Origin of the sequence: Neisseria sp. HMSC061H08, assembly GCF_001836795.1 — a bacterium.
GTDB lineage: Bacteria > Pseudomonadota > Gammaproteobacteria > Burkholderiales > Neisseriaceae > Neisseria > Neisseria subflava_A.
On record NZ_KV830562.1, the window covers coordinates 21,707 to 40,933 of the forward strand.

At 48.4% G+C, this 19,227-nt stretch carries 17 protein-coding genes; 7 read left to right on the forward strand and 10 right to left on the reverse strand.

Features of this window, described 5'->3' with window-relative positions:
* Positions 1-182: 182 nt before the first annotated feature.
* From prpF to recO, 9 genes are all read right to left on the reverse strand, one after another.
* Entirely contained in the window at positions 183-1,352 is a 1,170-nt protein-coding gene (gene prpF, locus HMPREF2675_RS04155) for a 2-methylaconitate cis-trans isomerase PrpF (protein WP_070814157.1), read from the reverse strand.
* A 117-nt stretch (positions 1,353-1,469) separates the two neighbouring features.
* Complete coding sequence (acnD, locus tag HMPREF2675_RS04160) at positions 1,470-4,076, reverse strand: Fe/S-dependent 2-methylisocitrate dehydratase AcnD (protein ID WP_070814158.1); 2,607 nt, start codon at positions 4,074-4,076, stop codon at positions 1,470-1,472.
* A gap of 403 nt (positions 4,077-4,479) precedes the next feature.
* A complete protein-coding gene (gene prpC / locus HMPREF2675_RS04165; protein WP_070814159.1) occupies positions 4,480-5,634 on the reverse strand; it encodes a bifunctional 2-methylcitrate synthase/citrate synthase in 1,155 nt (384 codons plus the stop codon).
* 85 nt (positions 5,635-5,719) lie between these two features.
* The gene (gene prpB, locus HMPREF2675_RS04170; RefSeq protein WP_070814160.1) at positions 5,720-6,595 is read right to left on the reverse strand and encodes a methylisocitrate lyase; all 876 of its coding nucleotides are present in this window, start codon (positions 6,593-6,595) and stop codon (positions 5,720-5,722) included.
* 765 nt (positions 6,596-7,360) lie between these two features.
* Complete coding sequence (locus HMPREF2675_RS04175; protein ID WP_070711957.1) at positions 7,361-7,783, reverse strand: hypothetical protein; 423 nt, start codon at positions 7,781-7,783, stop codon at positions 7,361-7,363.
* A gap of 1 nt (position 7,784) precedes the next feature.
* Positions 7,785-8,588 carry an NUDIX domain-containing protein gene (locus HMPREF2675_RS04180; protein WP_283122359.1) on the reverse strand — a complete coding sequence of 268 codons (804 nt, stop codon included), beginning with the start codon at positions 8,586-8,588 and terminating at the stop codon, positions 7,785-7,787.
* Between the two features lie 153 nt (positions 8,589-8,741).
* Positions 8,742-9,119, reverse strand: a complete 378-nt coding sequence (gene acpS, locus HMPREF2675_RS04185; RefSeq protein WP_070814161.1) for a holo-ACP synthase — start codon at positions 9,117-9,119, stop codon at positions 8,742-8,744.
* Between the two features lie 88 nt (positions 9,120-9,207).
* Positions 9,208-9,936: a pyridoxine 5'-phosphate synthase gene (gene pdxJ / locus HMPREF2675_RS04190; protein WP_070814162.1), complete on the reverse strand. Its 729-nt coding sequence runs from the start codon at positions 9,934-9,936 to the stop codon at positions 9,208-9,210.
* Positions 9,937-10,004: 68 nt separating this feature from the next.
* Positions 10,005-10,748: a DNA repair protein RecO gene (recO, locus tag HMPREF2675_RS04195; protein WP_070814163.1), complete on the reverse strand. Its 744-nt coding sequence runs from the start codon at positions 10,746-10,748 to the stop codon at positions 10,005-10,007.
* Positions 10,749-10,888: 140 nt separating this feature from the next.
* Here recO and HMPREF2675_RS04200 point away from each other — a divergent pair, with 140 nt between their 5' ends.
* Both HMPREF2675_RS04200 and HMPREF2675_RS04205 read left to right on the forward strand, forming a co-directional pair.
* Positions 10,889-12,346 carry a patatin-like phospholipase family protein gene (locus HMPREF2675_RS04200; RefSeq protein ID WP_070814164.1) on the forward strand — a complete coding sequence of 486 codons (1,458 nt, stop codon included), beginning with the start codon at positions 10,889-10,891 and terminating at the stop codon, positions 12,344-12,346.
* Between the two features lie 99 nt (positions 12,347-12,445).
* Complete coding sequence (locus tag HMPREF2675_RS04205; protein ID WP_070608985.1) at positions 12,446-13,180, forward strand: epoxyqueuosine reductase QueH; 735 nt, start codon at positions 12,446-12,448, stop codon at positions 13,178-13,180.
* A 51-nt stretch (positions 13,181-13,231) separates the two neighbouring features.
* Here the strand turns inward: HMPREF2675_RS04205 and HMPREF2675_RS04210 are convergent, their stop codons facing one another.
* Complete coding sequence (locus HMPREF2675_RS04210; protein ID WP_070608983.1) at positions 13,232-13,564, reverse strand: stress response protein; 333 nt, start codon at positions 13,562-13,564, stop codon at positions 13,232-13,234.
* A 390-nt stretch (positions 13,565-13,954) separates the two neighbouring features.
* Here HMPREF2675_RS04210 and nrdA point away from each other — a divergent pair, with 390 nt between their 5' ends.
* From nrdA to yfaE, 5 genes are all read left to right on the forward strand, one after another.
* The gene (nrdA, locus tag HMPREF2675_RS04215) at positions 13,955-16,234 is read left to right on the forward strand and encodes a class 1a ribonucleoside-diphosphate reductase subunit alpha (RefSeq protein WP_070814165.1); all 2,280 of its coding nucleotides are present in this window, start codon (positions 13,955-13,957) and stop codon (positions 16,232-16,234) included.
* Between the two features lie 40 nt (positions 16,235-16,274).
* Complete coding sequence (locus HMPREF2675_RS04220) at positions 16,275-17,141, forward strand: DUF4393 domain-containing protein (RefSeq protein ID WP_070608978.1); 867 nt, start codon at positions 16,275-16,277, stop codon at positions 17,139-17,141.
* A 77-nt stretch (positions 17,142-17,218) separates the two neighbouring features.
* Positions 17,219-18,352 (forward strand): class Ia ribonucleoside-diphosphate reductase subunit beta, encoded by a 1,134-nt coding sequence (gene nrdB, locus HMPREF2675_RS04225; protein ID WP_049331034.1) that lies wholly within the window; start codon positions 17,219-17,221, stop codon positions 18,350-18,352.
* 75 nt (positions 18,353-18,427) lie between these two features.
* The gene (locus HMPREF2675_RS04230; RefSeq protein WP_009427512.1) at positions 18,428-18,805 is read left to right on the forward strand and encodes a DUF6979 family protein; all 378 of its coding nucleotides are present in this window, start codon (positions 18,428-18,430) and stop codon (positions 18,803-18,805) included.
* A 62-nt stretch (positions 18,806-18,867) separates the two neighbouring features.
* Entirely contained in the window at positions 18,868-19,167 is a 300-nt protein-coding gene (yfaE, locus tag HMPREF2675_RS04235) for a class I ribonucleotide reductase maintenance protein YfaE (RefSeq protein ID WP_003686421.1), read from the forward strand.
* Positions 19,168-19,227: the final 60 nt, after the last annotated feature.

The following is a 19,227-nucleotide window of genomic DNA, read 5'->3' on the forward strand; positions in this document are numbered from 1 at the left end:
TTTGGCTTCAGGCCGTCTGAAAAAAGCAAAAACATTTGAGAGCTTTCCAGATTGCCTTTGGTTTGGTGTTTAGTCAGGCTTCATGCCCAATCCTAATCTCCATTGCAGGTATCGCTACCTGACTAAAATCTGCTTATTTGGTTTTCAGACGGCCTTGTTTAATGCTGCGGCCATCTGAAAACTTAAAAGCAATCTTCCGGCACTCGGACTTGTCCTTCCATAATCACGCGTGCGCTACGGCTCATGACCGCTTTGGTGGCCGTCCATTGTCCGTCCTGACATTCGGCGGCGGCACCGACACGCAGTGTGCCTGACGGATGACCGAAGCGGACTTCTTTACGCGCTCCACCTCCGGCTGCAAGGTTGACCAGCGTTCCGGGCACGGCGGCGGCGGTAGCGATGGCAACTGAAGCGGTACCCATCATCGCATGGTGCAATTTGCCCATGCTCAGCGCGCGCACCAATAAGTTGATGTCGGCAGCTTTGACGGTTTTACCGCTTGAAGCGGTGTAATCGGCCGCAGGGGCGACAAAAGCGACTTTCGGAGTATGGGCGCGGGTGGCGGCTTCGGATACGTCGCTGATTAAGCCCATTTTCAGCGCACCATACGCGCGAATGGTTTCAAATTTTTCCAGAGCCGCGGCATCGTTGTTGATATCGTCTTGCAACTCTTTGCCTGTGTAGCCCAAATCTGCGGCATTCAGGAAAATGGTTGGAATGCCGGCATTGATAAGCGTGGCTTTCAGACGGCCTATATTCGGCACATCAATTTCATCGACCAAATTACCGGTTGGGAACATACTGCCTTCGCCGTCGGCCGGATCAAGAAATTCGATTTGTACTTCGGCTGCCGGAAACGTTACGCCGTCAAGCTCAAAATCGCCTGTTTCCAAAACTGCGCCGTTTTGCATCGGCACATGGGCAATAATGGTTTTGCCGATGTTTTTTTGCCAGATTTTGACAGTACACAGGCCGTCTGAAGGGATTTTGGATTTATCGACCAAGCCTTGTTCGATGGCAAATGCGCCCACGGCGGCGGTCAGATTGCCGCAGTTGCCGCTCCAATCGACAAAAGGTTTGTCGATGGAAACTTGTCCGAACAAATAATCGACATCGTGATCGGCGTGTTCGGATTTGTCCAAAATTACGGCTTTGCTGGTGGACGAACTGGCGTTGCCCAAACCGTCAATCTGTTTGCCGTAAGGGTCTGGGCTGCCAAGTACGCGCAAGAGGATTTTGTCGCGTGCCTCGCCTGCCTCCTGCGCAGCGACCGGCAGATCGGTACGTTTGAAGAAAATGCCTTTAGATGTACCGCCGCGGTAGTAAACGGCTGGAATTTTAATTTGCGGCATTTCGAGTTCTCCTTTGTATTTTTAGTATGGTTTTTTCAGACGACCCCTCAAACATTCGAGGCTGTCTGAAAACCTTTTTGAGCGTAGCCCGGACATTTTGACTATGCCCGATTTACCTTACGCTGCATTTCCTTCTAAAAAGTCTTGTGCGAAACGTTGCAACACGCCACCGGCTTCATATACCAACACTTCTTCTGCGGTATCTAGGCGGCAGGTAACCGGAACTTCGATGGTTTCACCGTTTTTACGGTGAATCACGAGGGTCAGGTCGCAGCGCGGTTTGCGTTCGCCGACAACATCATAGGTTTCCGTACCATCCAGTTGCAGGGTGTGGCGGTTGGTGCCTGGTTTGAACTGCAGCGGTAACACGCCCATACCGATCAAGTTGGTGCGGTGGATACGCTCGAAGCCTTCGGCAACAATCGCTTCCACGCCGGCAAGGCGTACGCCTTTTGCAGCCCAGTCGCGGCTTGAGCCTTGACCGTAGTCCGCACCGGCAATGATGATGAGCGGCTGTTTACGGTTCATATAGGTTTCGATGGCTTCCCACATACGCATCACTTGACCTTCGGGTTCAACGCGTGCCAACGAACCTTGGCGTACGCTGCCGTCTTCGTTTCTCACCATTTCGTTAAACAGTTTCGGATTGGCGAAGGTGGCGCGTTGGGCGGTCAAGTGGTCGCCGCGGTGGGTTGCGTAAGAGTTGAAGTCTTCTTCAGGCAAACCCATTTTCGCCAAATATTCGCCTGCAGCACTGCTGGCCAAAATCGCATTGGACGGCGAGAGGTGGTCGGTGGTGATGTTGTCGGGCAAAATCGCCAGCGGACGCATGCCTCTCAATGTGCGTTCCCCTGCCAGTGCGCCCTCCCAGTAAGGCGGGCGGCGGATATAGGTGGACATTGGACGCCAGTCGTACAGCGGGCTTGGTGCTTTTTGCGCTGTGCCGGTGTCGAACATCGGGATATAAACGTCGCGGAATTGTTGCGGTTTCACATATTCGGCAACGATGGCATCGATTTCTTCATCGGTAGGCCAAATATCTTTCAGGCGGATTTCTTTGCCGTCTGCAACGCCGAGTACGTCGTTTTCAATATCGAAACGGATGCTGCCTGCCAGCGCGTAGGCAACGACCAACGGAGGCGAAGCGAGGAAAGCCTGTTTCGCATACGGATGGATACGACCGTCGAAGTTTCGGTTGCCTGACAATACGGCAGTGGCGTACAAATCGCGGTCGATGATTTCCTGCTGGATTTTCGGATCCAGCGCGCCGCTCATGCCGTTACAAGTGGTACATGCGAAGGCAACGATACCGAAGCCGAGTTTTTCCATTTCAGGCAGCAGGCCTGCTTCTTTCAAATAGATTTCGGCTACTTTTGAACCCGGGGCAAACGAAGATTTCACCCAAGGTTTGCGTTTCAAGCCGAGGCGGTTGGCATTGCGTGCCAACAGCGCGGCGGCTACAACGTTGCGCGGATTGGAAGTATTGGTACATGAAGTAATTGCGGCAATAACCACTGCACCGTCAGGCATTTGGCCATCTGAAGGCTCTTCATAAGGTTTAGCCAAGCCTTTGCTGGCCAAATCGGCAGTCGCAAAACGGGCATGGGGGTTACTTGGGCCTGCCATATTGCGCGTTACGCTGCTCAAATCAAATTTCAAAACACGAGGATAAACGGCGGTTTTCAAGGCATCTGCCCACAAGCCTGCAGTTTTGGCGTAGGTTTCCACCAATTTCACTTGCGCGTCGTCGCGACCGGTCAGTTTCAAATAATCAATGGTTTGCTCATCAATAGCGAACATCGCGGCAGTCGCGCCGAACTCAGGGGTCATGTTGGAAATAGTGGCACGGTCGCCGATGGACAGGCTTCTTGCGCCCTCGCCGAAGAATTCGACAAATGCGCCAACCACGCGCTCTTTACGCAAAAATTCGGTCAGTGCCAACACGATGTCGGTGGCAGTAATGCCTGGCTGGCGTTTACCGGTCAGCTCAACGCCGACAATATCAGGCAGACGCATCATGGAGGCACGACCCAACATCACGGTTTCGGCTTCCAAACCGCCCACGCCTACGGAAATCACGCCCAGTGAATCGACGTGCGGCGTATGTGAGTCAGTACCGACGCAGGTGTCGGGAAACGCCACGCCGTTTTTGACTTGGACAACCGGCGACATTTTTTCCAAGTTGATTTGGTGCATAATGCCGTTGCCCGCTGGAATCACGTCCACATTTTCAAAGGCGGTTTTTGTCCAGTTGATGAAGTGGAAACGGTCTTCGTTACGCCGGTCTTCGATTTCGCGGTTTTTGCGGAAAGCATCAGGATCGTAACCGCCACATTCAACGGCCAGAGAGTGGTCGACGATGAGCTGGGTTTGCACCACAGGATTCACTTTGGCAGGATCGCCGCCTTTTTCGGCAATCGCATCGCGCAGACCTGCCAAATCCACCAACGCTGTCTGACCCAGAATATCGTGACACACCACGCGCGCCGGATACCAAGGGAAATCGATTTCCTGTTTTCCCTCAATCAGCTGACCCAGCCAGCTTTGCAGCGTAGGCAGGTCGACTTTGTCTGCGCGGTTGACCAAGTTCTCAGCCAAGATGCGGCTTGTATAAGGCAGCTTGTCGTAAGAGCCTGGTTTGATATCTTCACACGCCTGACGCGCGTCGTAATATTCCAAATCCGTACCGGGTAAAGCTTTGCGGTAGCGTTGGTTGGCAGTCATGTCGGTTCTCCTAAAATCTATTCTTTTTTTGGTTTTGGGGTTTCAGACGGCCTGTTGATTCGGACCTTCAGGCCGTCTGAAACCATAAATTCTGTTTTATTGCTTGTTGTCTGAAATCTATTCGCGGTATGAAAAAAAAATTGCTGCTCCGCTACCATCATTCCCGTATAGACGGAAATCCAAACTTAAATCTTTCAGCACTCTTTACAGCAGAACATTTCAACTTTTGAATTTCTGCCTGTATGGGAATGACGACAGCAGAGCAGCATGTTTTCCAAACGGCCGGCTCTCTCTCTCGCATACTGCACTAGGCCGTCGAAAAACGAAAACTTAATTTATTCATTGTTTTCAAACGGCATTTCGAGATGGGGCGGGCTGGCGGCCCACCCTACTGTTACGCGTATTAGCGGTTTTCAATCTCCACGAATGCCAAATCTTCAGGGCCTGTGTAGTTTGCGCTCGGACGGATGATTTTGCCGTCTTTGCGTTGCTCGAGAACGTGTGCGCTCCAACCGGTTGTACGGGAAATCACGAACAGCGGTGTGAACATAGCGGTCGGTACGCCCAATTTTTGGTAGGAAACGGCAGAGAACCAGTCCAGATTCGGGAACATTTTTTTCTCTTCCCACATCACGCTTTCCAAGCGTTCGGCAATGTCAAAGAGGCGCATATCGCCGGTTTCTTTGCTCAAACCGCGTGCCACTTCTTTAATGACAACGTTGCGAGGGTCGGAAATGGTGTACACCGGATGACCGAAACCGATCACGATTTCTTTACGGCCGATGCGTTCGCGGATGTCGGCTTCGGCTTCGTCGGCATTGCGGTAGCGTTTTTGAATATCGTAAGCCACTTCGTTCGCGCCGCCGTGTTTTGGACCTTTCAGCGCGCCGATTGCACCGGTAATGCTGGAGTACATATCAGAGCCTGTACCAGCAATCACGCGAGCGGTAAAGGTAGAAGCGTTGAACTCGTGTTCAGCATACAGAATCAGTGAAACGTGCATGGCTTTGATATGTGATTCGCTTGGGCGTTTGCCGTGCAACAGGTGCAGGAAATGACCGCCGATGGTCTCTTCGTCGCTTTCAACTTCAATGCGTTTGCCGTTGTGCGAATATTGATACCAGTACAGCAGGATGCTGCCGAGACTGGCGATCAGTTTGTCGGCGATGTCGCGCGCTTCACTTTCCGGATGGCTTTCACGTTCAGGATGAACGCAACCCAGCATGGATACGCCGGTACGCATCACGTCCATCGGATGGGTATGTGCAGGCAGGCTTTCCAAAACTTTGATCACACGGATAGGCAGGCCGCGCATGGATTTGAGCTTGGTTTTATAAGCGGCCAACTCGAATTTGTTGGGCAAATGACCGTGAATCAGCAGGTGGGCGACTTCTTCAAACTCGCATTTTTGTGCCAAATCCAGAATGTCGTAACCGCGATAGCTCAAATCATTGCCGGTACGGCCAACGGTACACAATTCGGTATTACCGGCCGCAACGCCGGAAAGCGCAACGGATTTTTTAGGTTTGAAAGTCGGGGTTTGCGTAGTTGCAGTCATGGTATTTCTCCTTTGTATTTTTATGGGTTTTATTTCTTCAGACGGCCAATGCGGATTTGTTGAAAGGCCGTCTGAAAGCGGTTACTTATTTTTGAAACAATTTATCCAGTTTTTGCTCGAAGGCATGATAGTTCAGATGCTCGTACAGCTCGGCACGGGTTTGCATACTGTCAACCACTGCAGCCTGAGTGCCATCGCGCATAATCGCTTCATAAACATTCAAAGCGGCTTTGCTTGCTGCGCGGAATGATGACAGCGGATACAGAACCAACGACACGCCGTTTTCAGCCAGCTCGCTTTGCGTATAAAGCGGTGTAGCACCAAACTCGGTAATGTTGGCCAATACAGGTACTTTCACTGCATCTGCAAATTGGCGGTACATTTTCAAATCGGTCATGGCTTCAGGGAAAATCATGTCTGCACCGGCTTCGACACAAGCCTGAGCGCGTTCGATAGCGGCATCCAAACCTTCTACCGCCAGCGCATCGGTACGCGCCATAATCACAAAGTTTTCATCAACGCGAGCATCGACGGCAGCTTTGATACGGTCGACCATTTCATCTTTAGATACAATGGCTTTGTTCGGACGGTGGCCGCAGCGTTTTTGCGCTACCTGATCTTCGATGTGAACCGCTGCAACACCAGCGCGTTCAAAGTTGCGAATGGTACGGGCAATATTGAATGCCCCGCCCCAACCCACATCGATGTCCACCAGCAAAGGCGTATCCACGTTATCCGTAATGCGTCGTGCGTCGATCAGCACATCTTCCATTGTGGTGATGCCTAAATCAGGGATACCGCAAGAGCAAGCTGCCACGCCGCCGCCAGACAGATAGATGGCTTTGAAACCGCTTTGGGTGGCCAATCGTGCAAAGTAAGCATTGACGCAACCGACGACGGCAAGAGGATTCGATTCTTTCACGGCTTGGCGGAAACGTGCTCCGGCAGAGTGTTGACTCATCATATTTCTCCTTTATAGACTTTTTTTCAGTATTAATCGGACGGCTCAGTTTTTTCACAACTTGAAACGAACCGTTTAAAAAGAAACAATCGTTCTAAAAACTGTTTTCAGACGGCCTGTAAAATTTCAATCATCAACCATCTGAAAATTTAAAATCAATAAATACAAATAGTTATCAAAAATAATAAATACAATAAGGCTGAAGCGAAGGTATACGTTTTTTAATTTTTATTAATCAGTATATGAATGCTGTTGGGGATACAGATATTTTAAAACCCGAAGCGTTTGTAGGAATACGGAAACTGGATTCGGGTTGAGAGCCTTCAGACCGTCGGGACTGCCAATAAGCTGGCGGCGACGGGAGCGGCAGAGATGGGAGAAAATCTATAACAAGAGAGAGTGGTTTGATACAGATTCATGATGATGTTCCTTTGTAGTGCGATGTAGTTTTTATTTATGGAAACAAATTTAAAAAATAAAACCGGTCTTGTCAAACACTTTTTTCAAAAAAATTATAAAAAATTCAGTTATTAATAAACGATTTTTTTGCAACAAATGTAAAAAACGGACAGGTTGCACCACATCAAATCCTTGTGTGGCCTAGCTTCTGTCCGTTTTGTACTTTTGGCTGATAGTCAGAATAATTGTAAACAATCTGTCTAAAAATAATTTATAATTGATTCATTTATAAAGAACTTTTAAATATACCTTCTGAAAAAATTAAAATTTTTGCCTTTAAATTTTCAGACGGCCTTTGCATGATGACTACTCTGCACTAAATGCCGTCTGAAAAGTCTGTTTGCCAATGGTAATGTCGGTAGTGTAATCATGGCGGCCTTCGACGCAAAATGGCAAGCGGATTTGCGCAGCCTGCCAACTTTGCGGCGATTGTTGCGTCAGGTTGTAGCGGTTGAAGCCCATGTCCATGTTTTTCATACTGAAACTGATACTGACCGCGCCCGTATTCTTCGGGACATTCTCCACCACAATATCAAATGGCTCGTGCGTATTGATGGATGTTGCACGCACTTTTGAACCGTCAGGCAGGACGCAGCCTTGTGTCAAATTACATTCGACTACTTTCGTTTTTGATTGCTGTTGCTGCCACCAATCCAAGAGCAGCAGTTTGGCCGCCGCAAACACAATCAGTAAGACAGCGGCAATCAGTAGTTTTTGATTTTTACTCATTTCAGACGGCCTCAATGTCATTATCGGTCAAAACAGCATGCACACCCATGCTCTGCCACTGTTCGCGATAAATGGAAACCATACTTTCCGGCGCAGCTGCAATCAGCGGCATAGGCACGCCTTGCGCCAAAATATCGACAACTTGCTTGGCTGCCGCTTCATTCGCTACTTTCCAAACGACAGCATCGGCATTTTGCACCTGCTGCCATTGTGCGGCGTTTTCAATGATTGGCCACACGCTGGGTGCTTCTATCGGTTTGCCTTGTTGCCAATCGGCAAAATCCAACAATGCAGCAGATGCGGTTTGATGCTGAGCCGACAGATACGGCACAACATGATATTCGCCCATGCTGTTTTGACCGATAAATCCGCTTTTCAGACGGCCTTGAAGCTGGCGCGGAATGGATAGGGAACGTAATAATGCGCTATTGGCAGGCAACATCGGCGCAACGGTAAAATCCCCTGCCTTCTGCCATGCCCATTTCTGCCCTTCCCTCGATTGGATTTCGCCCGTCCATTGGTCGGCTTCCACCCATAAAAAATGCAGACGTACATGTGCGTGTTCGTAGGAATGGACTTTCGTCAGCCACGGCGTAGCGGCGAGGATACGGATGCCGAGTTCTTCTTCAAACTCGCGTTGCAAGGCTTGAAAATCACTTTCACCGGCTTCCACCTTGCCGCCGGCAAATTCCCAATAGCCGGCATACGGTTTGCCCTCGGGGCGGGAACTGAGCAGGTAGCGGCCGTTTTTGTCGAGCAAAATCCCGGCAACCACTTGCACCAATGGACGTGTGTCTTCAGTCATCATGAGATTATTCTTATATGAGGCAGGCGGCGACACCTGCCGATTTATGCGTAAAAAAACGATGTCGGGCCCATACGCCCGACTTTCAACAAATATCTAACCCTTCAGGCCGTCTGAAAAGGATTTTATCTTTCAGAATACTTAAATCCGGCCTTATTTTTCCGCAATGACAAAAGCCATGACGGTATCTTCTTCATCGCTCATGCTCAGATGACAACCGCTGATACCCTGCTCTTCCAGCCATTTGGTCAAAGCCGGTGCAAAAAACAATTCAGGTTTGCCCAATACATCATGCCCGACACCGATATTGCGGAAAGACACCACGCCGCGTATGCCCGTACCGACGGCTTTGGCAAAAGCCTCTTTGGCGGCAAAGCGTTTGGCAAGATAGTTGACCGGTTTGCCTGCCTGCGGAAATTCCAACAGCTCTTCCGGGCTGAGAATGCGTTGCGCAAATGCCAGTCCGAATTTTTTGTTCAGGCGGATAATGCGTTTGAGGGAAACAATGTCTGTACCAATTCCGTAAATCATGGGTCTGCTCCTTGTTTAAATAGTCAGGCCGTCTGAAAGTGTGGATACCGGCCAAAGCAAATCTCCTTAGCCGGTATAGCTAATGCCATTAAGGCAACATTCTGGCTCTGAACATGACTTCCTTCATCTGGCGGACTGCTTCAGGCAGGCCGAGGAAGAGTGCTTGGGAAATCAGCGAATGGCCGATGTTCAGTTCGCGGATGGCGAGGATTTGAGCAATCGGCGTAACGTTGTGAATGGTCAGGCCGTGTCCGGCATTGACGACCAAACCCAAATCGCTGGCGTAATGCGCGCCGTTTTGAATGCGCTCGAATTGTTTTATTTGCTCGGCGTGGCTGTGTGCATCGGCATATGCGCCGGTGTGCAATTCGATAACGGGCGCGCCGACATCATAAGCGGCTTGGATTTGCGCGTTGTCGGCATCGATAAACAAGGACACGCGGATGCCTGCGTCGGTCAGGATTTTGGTGAACTCGGCCACTTTATCCTGTTGCGCCAATACGTCCAAACCGCCTTCTGTGGTCACTTCTTGACGTTTTTCAGGTACGAGGCACACATCTTCCGGCATGACGTTGAGCGCGTTTTCCAGCATTTCTTCCGTCAGCGCCATTTCCAAATTCAGGCGCGTGCGGATGGCGTTTTTAACGGCAAACACGTCCGCATCTTTAATATGGCGGCGGTCTTCACGCAAGTGCATGGTAATCAAATCTGCGCCGTGGGTTTCCGCAATCAGCGCCGCTTCGACAGGGCTGGGATAAATCGTACCGCGCGCATTGCGGACGGTGGCAATATGGTCGATGTTTACGCCTAACAACATAATAATGTCCTTTCATTAAGGTTTCAGACGGCCTGAGTCATTACCTATCAAAGGCCGTCTGAAAAAATTCAACTGCCCAAACCAAACTGTTGCAACTGCTGCAAAACCTGCCGAGATTTGATGCCCTCGGGGAGAAGGTTGTCAATCAAAAGCCGCGTTACTTTCAAAGCCTGCCCCAGACTTTCCTGATGAACGAAACTACCTTCCCTCAAATCGATTAAAGTCGCGCCCAATACGGCAACGCCCTTATTGAGCGCATGGAAACGGTTGGCCTCGGCTAGGGGAACCACAGCCTCTTCCGGTGTGAGCCAATATGTTTCTTCGCCATTGATTTCATTGCCGTTGCCGTCATGAAACAAATCAGGGGCAAAGCCCAAGCGTGTCAACAGCGACCACTCAAAACGGCGCAAAGCGGCAATATGGTTGGCCTCGCAACAAATGGTTTTCATGGTTTCTGCCAAAACATCGTAAAGCTCGGGCAACGGGTCTTCGCGGACGGTCAACTTCAGCATCAACTCGTTCACATACAATCCGCTGAACAAAGCCCTGCCCTGCGGCTGCGGCCACCCGCCTATCCATTCGGCGCGATGCAGGGTCTTCAACTCTTGCGAACCATACCAAGATGCGCTCACCGGCACAAACGGCACCAACACGCCGCGCAATTCGCTCTGCCGTTTGCGCGCGCTTCTGGCCAACAAAGCCACCCGCCCATAACGGCGGCTGAAAGCCTCCACCCACAAGCTGCTCTCGCGCCACGGGGCGGAAGCAAGCAGAAAGATAGGTTCGTGGTTGATGCGGTTTGGTTGCGCCATAAGGGTTTGGAAAGATAAAGATTGTGTCGATTATAACGGAAAATCGACGCAAAAAGGCCGTCTGAAAGTCTGCCTTCTATAAAGGCCGTCTGAAAACCTTTATAATCCGTTTTGAATGAACAACCGACTTTCCTGTGTTTATGCCGAAATTCCCTTTTAAATCCGCCCTTTCCCTGCTCTCCGCAGCCCTATTGTCCGCCTGCTCGCTGGTGAAATATCAGCCTGTTGCCGGTATTGATACGGTCGACCTGCAACGCGGCTACCGCTTTGAAACCAGCCGGCTTCAGCGCAACGACGAAGACGATACGCTTATTGTGTTGATGTTCTCCGGCGGCGGTACACGCGCGGCGGCCTTGGGTTATGGCGTGTTGGAGCAACTTCATAAGCAACAGATTACCATCGGCGGTAAAAAACAGTCTTTGATGTCGAATGTCGATGTGGTGGTCGGCGTATCCGGCGGTTCGGTTTTGGCGGCTTATTTTGCACTCAAGGGCGAAGAAACTATTCCCTTGTTTTACAAACGTTTTCTCCACCAAAACTTCCAACGCCAAGTTGTCAAACAAGCATTTTCCATGTCCAACCTTCCCCGACTGGCCTCGCCTGAATACGGACGCGGCGATCTGTTACAGGAGCAGTTTGAAAACTACCTTTTCGGCAAAACCACTTTCCGCGATTTAGAAAAAAATGCCAAAGGCCCGTTTGCCATCATTTCCGCCACCGATATGGGCATAGGCGAGCGTTTCAATTTCACGCAAGAATATTTCGACCCGATGTGTATCAACTTAGGCGACTTGCGACTTGCCCGCGCTGTCGCTGCTTCAAGCTCCGTGCCTATGGTGTTTGCACCGATTACCCTAAACAACAACGGCGGACGCTGCAACTACACACCGCCGATCAAAATCGAAGATGCAGACGACAGCAAAACAGGCAGACAACAAAGCCGCACCATAAAAGAATTTTACGAGCGCTTCCAAAAATACGCAGACGGGAAAAACCGACCCTACATCCACCTGATAGACGGCGGCCTGACCGACAATCTGGGTATGCGCAGCCTTTTGGATATGACGGAAATGTACCCAGAAAAAATCCTAACAAACAAAATCCTGCAAAACAACATCCGCCATATCGTCGTCATCAACGTCAATGCGCAAAACCAAGTCAGCAGCAATTTGGACAAAACCGCGGCCGTTCCCGGTTTCCGCGATGTCGTCTCCTCTATCGTCAATATCCCCATTGACCAAAACTCGCAAGAATCCCTGCGCCGTTTCCGTGCCTTCGTCGATCAGTGGAATAAAGACAAACAAACCGACGGCATCAGCTTCTCCTTCGTCAGCCTCAACCTCAAAGACCTCCCTCCTTCCGAGTTGAGGGAAAAAGTATTGAACATTCCGACCAGTTTTTATCTGCCGCCGGAAGATGTGGACAACCTGCGTACCAGCGCTGCCGAACTGATGAAGCAATCGTTGGACTACCGCAACCTGCTGACAGAATTTGCAGCGCACCACAATCCCGACGCCATCTTTGCCGAACCGCTGCCGGACGCTAAAGATTTCAAACCGTTAAACGAAAAAGAAACACAGAAACAATCTGTTCCATAAAGTATTGCTCTGTTAAAATAGACAAATAGATTTCAACCCCTTCAGACGGCCTCAGAGATAAAGGCCGTCTGAAAAAAATATCAAAAATAGAATACAACCATGACCGAAAAAACCACACCTATCGTTACCGATATTGACCGCCCTATTCTCGTTCCGCCCGGCGGCCATAAAAAAGTCCTGCTGCATTCCTGCTGCGCCCCATGTTCCGGCGAAGTGATGGAAGCCATGCTTGCCAGCGGCATCGACTACACCATTTATTTTTACAACCCCAATATCCATCCGCACAAAGAATATATGTTGCGCAAAGAAGAAAACATGCGCTTTGCGGACAAATTCGGCATCCCTTTTGTCGATAAAGACGACGACTACGAAAACGACCGCAAAGAATGGTTTGTCAAAGCCAAAGGCATGGAATTTGAACCCGAACGCGGTATCCGCTGCACCATGTGTTTCGATATGCGTTTTGAAAAAGCGGCACAATATGCCCATGAAAACGGCTTTCATGTTTTCACCAGCTCACTGGGCATTTCACGCTGGAAAGACATGAAACAGATCAACGGCTGCGGCCATCGCGCTGCAGAGCCGTACGATGACTTGGTTTATTGGGATTTCAACTGGCGCAAAGGCGGCGGCAGCGCACGCATGATTGAAATCAGCAAGCGCGAGCATTTCTACCAACAAGAATATTGCGGTTGCGCCTACTCCCTGCGCGACTCCAATGCCCACCGCAAATCGCAAGGCCGCATCCCCATCAAGCTGGGCGTGTTGTATTACGGTGATGAATCCACCCAATACGAGCCTCAAGCCGAAAACAAAATCATTGTTGAGAAATAAATATCAAAGGCCGTCTGAAACATTCAGACGGCCTTTGTTTAAATCAGACGATTAACGGCGGCGGAATTTGCCGTGATCAAAATCATCAAATGCCTGATAAGCGGCTTGGCATTGGATTTTTTGCTCGGCATAAGGCAAACCGCGGAACGCTTTTGCCGCTTTATGGTTTTCCCTCAACTCGGCCTTGTTGCCCTTATAGCGATACCAAGCGGCACGACGCTCAAGGTATCTCTTGCAAGCAGGATGCAATTTGTTTTTCTTCGCTGGCTGGTGTTTATTCACATGAGGGCCATGCGGCTTGGCTGCCACCTCGGCAGAATAAGCACCCAAACCCAATACGGCAACTGCCGCCAGTGCGGAACCTAAATTTTTCAACATTAACATGATTCGCCTCCTAAATAGTTTTTCCATTATATGTTTCGCCAGGGCACCGGCAAAACGCCCATTTTTTACATGACAAAAATGTGGTTAATTACTACATCATACTACTTGCTTTGCAAAATTTAACACACCTTCCATTTAGACGAAACCTGAATATAAATTTCTTTATTTCATAAGCCTCTAGCCAATGTCTAGCCAAATGTGATGCAAACGCAAAATAATGCCAAATCGCCACAAAGCCACATAAAATCTAGTTTAAACCTCCCATCCTCTAATCCACACCCCGAAAAAAGCGCATTGTCAAGTCTAGTTAAACAAAGAAAAATACATTATATTGTGCCGTTCAAAGCAATCACATACCGTATCTTGTGTTTTTTAATGGGGGACTGAACAATGAATGCAGCAACGAATATTAAAGTAACCAAACGCGACGGACGCTTGGAAGATATCAATTTAGACAAAATCCACCGCGTTGTTACTTGGGCGGCGGAAGGCTTACAAAACGTCTCCGTATCGCAAGTCGAGCTCAAATCACATATTCAGTTTTACAACGGTATCCGTACCGACGACATCCATGAAACCATCATCAAGGCCGCGGCTGACCTGATCTCACAAGATACGCCCGATTATCAATATCTGGCCGCCCGCCTCGCTATTTTCCATCTGCGCAAAATCGCTTATGGCGAATTCGAACCGCCTCACCTCTACGATCACGTTAAAAAACTGACCGAAGCAGGCAAATACGACCGCCACATCATCGCAGATTACAGCCGCGAAGAATTCGACGAGCTGAATGCCTATATCGACCACAGCCGTGATATGACCTTCTCTTATGCTGCCGTAAAACAGCTGGAAGGCAAATATCTGGTTCAAAACCGCGTTACCCGCCAAATTTATGAAACGCCGCAGTTCTTATACATTTTGGTGGCCATGTGTCTCTTCAGCAAATATCCGAAAGAGACCCGTTTGGATTACGTCAAACGCTTTTACGATGCCGTTTCCACATTTAAAGTATCGCTGCCGACCCCGATTATGAGCGGCGTGCGCACGCCTACGCGCCAATTCTCAAGCTGCGTATTGATTGAATGCGACGATAGCCTTGACTCCATCAACGCCACCACCAGCGCGATTGTGAAATACGTTTCCCAACGAGCAGGCATCGGCATCAATGCCGGCCGTATCCGCGGCTTGGGCAGTGAAATCCGTGGCGGCGAAGCACAACACACCGGCTGTATCCCATTCTTCAAAATGTTCCAAGCGGCCGTTAAATCCTGCTCGCAAGGCGGCGTACGCGGCGGTGCTGCAACCTTGTTCTACCCATTGTGGCACATCGAAGCCGAAAGCCTGTTGGTATTGAAAAACAACCGCGGCGTAGAAGACAACCGTATCCGCCAACTGGACTACGGCGTACAAATCAATCGCCTGCTGTACACCCGCTTGATCAAAGGCGGCAACATTACCCTGTTCTCGCCGAATGAAGTTCCGGGTTTGTATGATGCCTTCTTCGCCGATCAAGACGAATTCGAGCGCCTCTACACTCAATACGAGCAAGATCCAAACATCCGCAAACGTACTTTGCCGGCAACAGAATTGTTCTCTACCCTGATGCAGGAGCGCGCCGGTACCGGTCGTATCTACATCCAAAACGTTGACCACTGCAACACGCACAGCCCGTTTGATCCGCGTGTTGCGCCTGTTCATCAGTCCAACTTGTGCATGGAAATCGCCCTGCCGACCAAACCTTTGGACAACATCAACGATCCGAACGGCGAAATCGCCCTATGTACCTTGTCCGCCTTCAACTTGGGCGCATTGAACAACTTGGACGAACTGGAAGAGCTTGCCGATTTGACCGTACGCGCACTTGATGCCCTGTTGGATTATCAAGACTATCCGGTTGCAGCAGCGCGCACCGCAACCATGAACCGCCGCACACTCGGCATCGGCGTCATCAACTACGCCTACTATTTGGCGAAAAACGGCGTACGTTACAGCAACGACTCCGCCCTCGGCCTGACCCACCGCACCTTTGAAGCCATGCAGTATTACCTGCTCAAAGCATCGGTAAACCTTGCCAAAGAATACGGCGCATGCCCGCTGTTTAACCAAACCGTTTATTCGCAAGGCAAACTGCCTATCGACACCTACAAAAAAGACTTGGACGCCGTGTGCAACGAGCCTTTGCACTACGACTGGGAAAGCCTGCGCGCCGACATCGTCAAATACGGCCTGCGCAACTCTACCCTGACCGCACTCATGCCGTCTGAAACCAGCTCGCAAATTGCCAACGCCACCAACGGCATCGAGCCCCCACGCGGCCTGGTCAGTGTTAAAGCATCGAAAGACGGCATCCTGAAACAAGTCGTACCGGAGTTTGAAACCCTGAAAGACGCCTACGAAACCCTGTGGCAGCTTCCCGGCAACGAAGGCTACCTGAAACTCGTCGGCGTAATGCAAAAATTCGTCGATCAATCGATTTCCGCCAATACCGCCTACGACCCGAACAAATTTGAAGGCAGCAAAGTTTCCATGAAACAAATGCTGAAAGATCTGCTGACCGCCTATAAATACGGCGTCAAAACCCTGTACTACCATAACACCCGAGACGGCGCGGACGATACGCAGACCGATATTCAAGATGATGGCTGCGCAGGTGGGGCTTGTAAGATTTGAGCATATTAAAGATTGTTGAAGATTTGTAAGAAAATTTAATATGAGTATTATGGATACAACAGCTATAACTATTTTAACTGCAGGTGCTACAACATTATTGACAAAGGGAGCTGAGGCACCAGCTCATACATTAAATCTAGTGTGGAAACAAGTATTTGGACCTATTGATTTATGGATGGAAAAACAACAATTAAAAAGGAAAAAAGAGTTAGCTGATTTCAGTGATAGACTTAATAAAAATTTAGAAAAAATTCCTCAAGAAGAAATTCAAGAACCTAAATATAGTATTTTAGGACCTGCAATCGAGGCATCTCAATATTACCTTGAAGAAGAAGAGCTTAGGGAAATATTTGCAAAATTAGTATCTACCTCCTTTGATGCTAGAAATAATGGAAAGATCCACAATAGCTTTGTTGAAAAAGTTAAGTCTTTATCATCCCATGATGCAAAACTTCTTCAATTAATGAAAGACTTAAAAAGTATAGCAATTAGCAAATATTATATTAAAAAAAATAATGACGATGCATTAATTTTTTTTAATTTAATTGTTTGCCTTGCATTTGGAGAGCAAGACATTGAAAAAACGGCAATATCTATAGATAATTTAATCCAATTAGGTTTGGTACGTATTGATTTTGATAGATGTTTTCTAGATGATAAGCAATATGAAGATTTTTATTCTACTAGTTTACTTGAGTCTTTAAGCATATGTAATCCACTTACAGATTTAAGATTAAAAATTCAAAGTTTATTAGAAAAAAATTATTCTAAAAATGAAATTGCTTTAGATTTGAATATTTCTATTTTAGATATTGAGGATTGTTTAGAAGAAAAAAAAGTAGAGTTGAAAAAAGGTGTGTGTGAATTAACTTCATTAGGAAATATGTTTGTGAATATATGTTGTTGATTTATATAAATACGTACTCTTTAAATTTGTAAATTCTATCCCTAAGAGAAACAGCCATGTCCTGCGAACACTTAACTATGTCATACAGCACTTTTTCCAAAACCAAAAACGACGCGCTGAAAGAGCCGATGTTTTTTGGTCAACCGGTAAATGTCGCCCGTTATGACCAGCAGAAATACGAAGTATTTGAAAAACTGATTGAAAAACAATTGTCTTTCTTCTGGCGTCCCGAAGAAATCGACGTATCGCGCGACCGTATTGACTACGCCAATCTGCCCGAACACGAAAAACATATTTTCATCAGCAATCTGAAATACCAAACCCTACTCGATTCGATCCAAGGCCGCAGCCCGAATGTTGCGTTCTTACCTTTGGTGTCTATTCCTGAGCTGGAAACGTGGATTGAAACGTGGAGCTTCAGCGAAACCATCCACTCGCGCAGCTATACTCATATCATCCGTAATATCGTGAATGATCCGTCAGTCGTATTCGATGATATTGTGCAAAACAAATACATCATCGCTCGTGCCGAAGACATTGCCTGCTATTACGATGATTTGATTGAATACACCCAGTATTACAATCTGTTGGGCGAAGGTTCGCACAATATCGGTGGCAAGCTCGTTACCGTGTCTTTGCGCGAGTTGAAGAAAAAGCTCTATCTCTGCCTGATGTGCGTCAATGTATTGGAAGCCATCCGCTTCTACGTTTCATTCGCCTGCTCGTTCGCCTTTGCCGAGCGTGAATTGATGGAAGGCAACGCTAAAATCATCAAGCTGATTGCCCGCGACGAAGCCCTGCACCTGACCAGCACCCAGCATATGCTCAACCTGATGCGTGCCGGTGCCGATGATCCTGAAATGGCTGAAATTGCGAATGAATTGCAGGACGAGTGTTTCAACCTCTTCAAAAAAGCAGCCGAGCAGGAAAAAGAATGGGCGGCCTATCTGTTTAAAGACGGCTCAATGATTGGCCTGAACAAGGAAATTCTGGCTCAATACGTTGAATACATTACCAATCTGCGTATGCAGGCGGTTGGCCTTCCTGCCGGATTTGAAGGTGCGACCCAAAATCCGATTCCTTGGATCAACGCATGGCTGTCTTCTGACAATGTACAGGTTGCGCCGCAGGAAGTGGAAATTTCTTCTTACTTAATCGGTCAGATTGATTCGGAAGTCAGCGCGGACGATTTGGGCGATTTCGAGCTGTAAACCGCGTTTCAGACGGCCTTTGGGCGTAACCGGCCGTCTGAAAATCTCTTTTCAATCCTCAAGGTATAACCAAAAATGAAGATTTATGGCGACATTGCGGTAAAAGCAGCTGAATCATATTCTAAATATGAAGATATGGAACAAGCTTGGACAGAGATTGCGGCATCATTTCCCATCAAGGAGTCAATTAGAAAAAAAGGATGCCCAAAGAATGCATTTTTGGGATTGTGTCGTGCGGGGTTGGTTAAAGGAATCAACCCGGAAAAAGTCAAAACCAAACATTCCAAAAACGGAGAATATGCCGTTGCAGCGGTCAGCCTTTTAAAAAATGATCCCGAATGGGCAAATCAGAAAAAATCCGTTTTCTGGCGCGAAATTGTGGGTAATGAAAAAAAATATAACAGCCAGCTTCATGTCGTTTTGGCCTTGTGGGAAAAAGGCTTGATTATTTGAATTTTATATATTTAAGGCCGTCTGAAACATTGTTCAGACGGCCCCTATGCCCTAAAACACACATGGCACTCATTAGCACACACGACAAAACCTTCCAACTCCAACAAGGCGAAACCTTATTGGAGGGCTTGGAGCGCACTGGACACGAAGTTGAATACCAATGTCGCAGCGGTTATTGCGGTTCATGCCGGGTTAAAATCTTGGATGGGAAAGTCTCTTATGATAATTTTCCGCTCGCTTTTGTCGCACCCGGAGAAATTTTGCCGTGCTGCTGTCGGGTTACCGAAGACATCAAACTTGATTGTCGGGAACGCATCAAAGAGCCGGATTTATTTGATGTCGATTTATTTGAAGACAAATAAAAAATGCCGTCTGAACATTATGGCCGAAATCTTTGATTTCATTTCCACCGTTCAGACGGC